The sequence below is a fragment of the Methylophilus sp. Leaf416 genome (genome assembly GCF_001424665.1).
Taxonomy (GTDB): domain Bacteria; phylum Pseudomonadota; class Gammaproteobacteria; order Burkholderiales; family Methylophilaceae; genus Methylophilus.
The window spans coordinates 1-3,764 of sequence record NZ_LMQS01000007.1; the positions used below are offsets into that span (position 1 = coordinate 1).

Annotated in this window: 1 protein-coding gene; it reads right to left on the minus strand. The window is 33.6% G+C overall.

Annotation, left to right across the window (positions count from 1 at the left end; all coding sequences use genetic code 11):
• Positions 1-2,127: 2,127 nt before the first annotated feature.
• The coding region (locus ASG34_RS13720) for a cytochrome P450 (protein ID WP_235559818.1) at positions 2,128-3,764 on the minus strand (1,637 nt) is incomplete at its 5' end.

Consider the following 3,764-nt stretch of genomic DNA (forward strand, 5'->3'; position numbering starts at 1 on the left):
GTAAATGCAAATGTATCTATAATTTCATTTCTAATTCAACTATTGATCACAATTCTTTCTACAAACTACGTCATATCAAGTCAGCCATTTTACAATTTGGTTCATAAAGTTCGAAAATAATATTAACATTCACTCGTATTCATATCAAATACATTAATTTTAATTTAACTGTATCTAAGTTACAACAGATTGCAGTGATTTTTGCTGATTTCAAAATATCTATTAATATTGATTCAAAAATACAACATGGCGTTTTTACATTCTGACATTTAAATTTGGAATTCTAATCTACAAACTACATACAAGTTCTTATTCTTTGGAAACCCGCCATAGGTTTATTAAAAAAAACATTGAAACTTAAATTAAAGTCGTCTTTTAGCAAGAATCTAGTTATTTTAATTATTTAAATAATGTTTCTACATGATTATAAGAGTTTTTTACAATATTTCCCCTATTAAGTCTATATTCTACATCTATTTCTAATGTAAACAGTACTACATGTAAAATACAACATCAAACACACTTGCAACACAAWTATAACCGAAGAAGTGTAATCAAAGAGTTTCAACTACTCACCACTAGATGACGCTAAACACAATTTCTAACCTACTAAAAAACTACGTTTCTTCGGTCAAATTAAGTATAAACAGCCGATTTTGACGAGAAATTTCTATAAAATTAATAAAAAAGGAACTTTAAGACACTTGATTGACTACTTTTCTAAAAAATCTACACGTTTCTATAGCAAAAATATACTCGTGACGTGAAATAACTATTTAAAATCTAACACTATTGTCACTACGTCATCTATTTGTGAAAAATAACGAAAAAGTCACGAAATATATTTTACTAGCGCAAGCGAAATCCAACAGGCAAGATACAGTCGTTTTTGGTTTTCTAATTCAAAATTATCAACGCTCAATATAATTGTAGTAAAAAGTCATTACAAACAAACTATTAATTAGTTACAAAAGGTTCCAGATAGAGTTCTAGATACGTTAACTGACAGATACTGCCATATAAGTAGTCAAAAGTAAAAACATTTCTTTGGCATTATCTATTAGATAACTATTTTGAACATTAGCTGGAAGCTGTGAATCTAGCCATAAATATACTAAAATATTCAACACTATCTTTTATTAGATAAAAAACAGTAATTTTGTCGTAAAAATATTGAAAACATTGACAAATATGAAACAGAAAAATCGTATTTTTTTATCAGTACACGTCAGCCATCTTCTTTTCCATAGACAACAAACATTTTTCCCGCCTTTTCTTCAAAGAATTTACGTCAGTATGGTTTACCGAAAATATAAAAAGAAATACTTAAAAAAACAATTATTTCAAGAAATAAATAGTTTTGAGCGATATAACCTTGTTTTTTTATTTGTATATTTAATGAGACGCTGTTTTGTTTAAATATAATTTTAGAACTACTCAGTTCTCTAGCTAAAAAAATAGAAGGCAGTGAAGTTAAAAATATCACCAAATAAAAAAAACTTTTTACAAAAAAACAAAACCGACTTTGAAGTCGGTGTCTGCAGGTCTGTTGACTGTGTTTATTTTGCCACCGACTTCTAGAGCCACCAAAATGCCGGAGATATGGATTAACATACATAAAAAAAAAGTACGGTCGAATTGAGAACCTCCTCCTTTTTGGGAAGTCGGTTAAAAAATAATATGCTATCTACTTTAATTTAATGTTATTGAAAAACCTAATTGGCTCTATATCTACAAAATATTTTATCTTGGTTAAAAAAATATAACATAATTACTCAAGCTCTAATTTTGGGCGTAAATTAAAGTATTTACCGACTTTAATTATTTGATGTATTTTCAACTGAATACGAAAACAACCTTTTAAGTTTGCTAAAAAAATGTCTGTCATCGCAATAAATATATTCAAATAGAAAAATAAAATAAGTTTTACTAAACAATTTAGGATGTAGTACATAGAAATATCTATTATCGCAAACCATTCAAATTAAAAAGTTATAAAATTTTCGCTAAAAAGGTAACTACAAAAAAACCTGCAATTTTTTCAAAAAAAAAACAGCGTCAACACAAAACTACAAATAAAAGAACCAAGCGCAAATAATTTACGTACTTTCAAAAAAATCAAAAAGATCAATGTTTTCTCGGGATCAAAAATAGGTTATACGTATCTTTAGGCAAAGCCACACACGCCGGTTTCTGTCTTAGATCTTCCAAATTTTCAGCCCCAATTTCAAACTCCTGCATTATACTGGCAAACATGACGAAACTCATCGTAGTTACTAAAGTTTGACCAATGCACGTTCGCTTACCTATACTAAAAGGCAGGAAATGTGGGATGTTCCTCTTAACAGACCAGACTTCTTTTTCCGTCTCCGCTGGCTTGCTCGGCCTTTCCCCATCAGATTCCATGCCGGAATCACAGAAAGAATTCCTTCGAACCCTAACTTTGGTCTTTTCTAGAAACCTTGATGGGTCAAATTTCTCCGGCTCATTCCAGTATTCCTCTGAAGTGTTTAGTTCATAGTTGTTTATGAAGACTATCGTTCCTTTTTCTACGCCATATCCTGAGATTGCTGCGTTCTCCGTAGCTACATGAGGAACGATAGGGGATGAGGCGTATCTTAGACATTCTAAGACAGTTGCTTCTGTGTATGGCAAACTATGACGGTCGAGTAATGTAACAGGCCTTTTGCCTTTAGTCAAACCGTCTAATTCTGCCCTAATCTTCCTGCCGACTTCAGGGTCTCTCGCCACAGCTGTCAAACATAACATGACAAGATTACCCACCGAAGAATGACCGCCTAGAAAATCTTCAAGCATGAAGATTATAGTATTTCTATCAACCGTCGGGTCTTCATGTAAAACTTTTAGCAACCCATCTAGAAAGTCCTTTTCAGGCCCTTCTATGTCCAGATCCAATTCCCTCTGTTCTACGATCCTTGAAAGAATGAACGAGCGAATATCTGAAGACCAGTTAGACAGTTTATCTAAATGCTTCTTGTAAAAAGGTTGGAGCCACGGCAGAAAATCTAAGGCATAACCTTGGTTAATCTCCCAGAAAATTTCGTCAAAATGGTCGACGATGCGCTTGAAATCTTCGTCGTTTTCGGCGTCAAATCTCACGTTGCACATGTAGTGCGAAAACATATTCATTGCTGTAGTCATTAAGATCGGTTTTAGGTTGATGCTGGAGTCTAAAGTACGGGTTATGTTTTTAAGTGTTTGTAGCAGTTCTATGGATTCGAATGTAGCGACGTCTCCGATGCGCGCGAAGTTGTCGGTGTGTTGTTTGGGTCCACAATGGCGGCGGGCGAGATTTCTTCTTCTTAGTTGAAGGTTTGACCAATCGCATAGTGCTAAGGAATTATTCCTATCGCCAGCAAAAAGTTGATGAAATCGGATAAAGTCAGGCCGTCCGCCGAAGAATTTTCCATTTTGATTCAAGACCTCCCGGATGAGGTCCAAATTATTAACCACTAGGCATTTCGACGTTCCCAATTGCAGCGTAAAAATGTCTCCATAAGTTTTCGCCAAGTCCGTGAAAGACTGGAATGGCGATTCGTGCTTGCCCAAAAGGTGCATATTACCTATTATTGGCAAAGGTGTAGGTCCCGGCGCCTCTTTTAGAACCAAAGTCTTATTTTCACCATATTTATTGAACTTTTTGTAAGTTATGGTGTTTGAGAAATAAATTTTGTATACCGCTACCAAAAAGGCGGCGAGCAAAAAGAGTGCACTCAACATCTTATTTTTTAATAAAAAAAAAA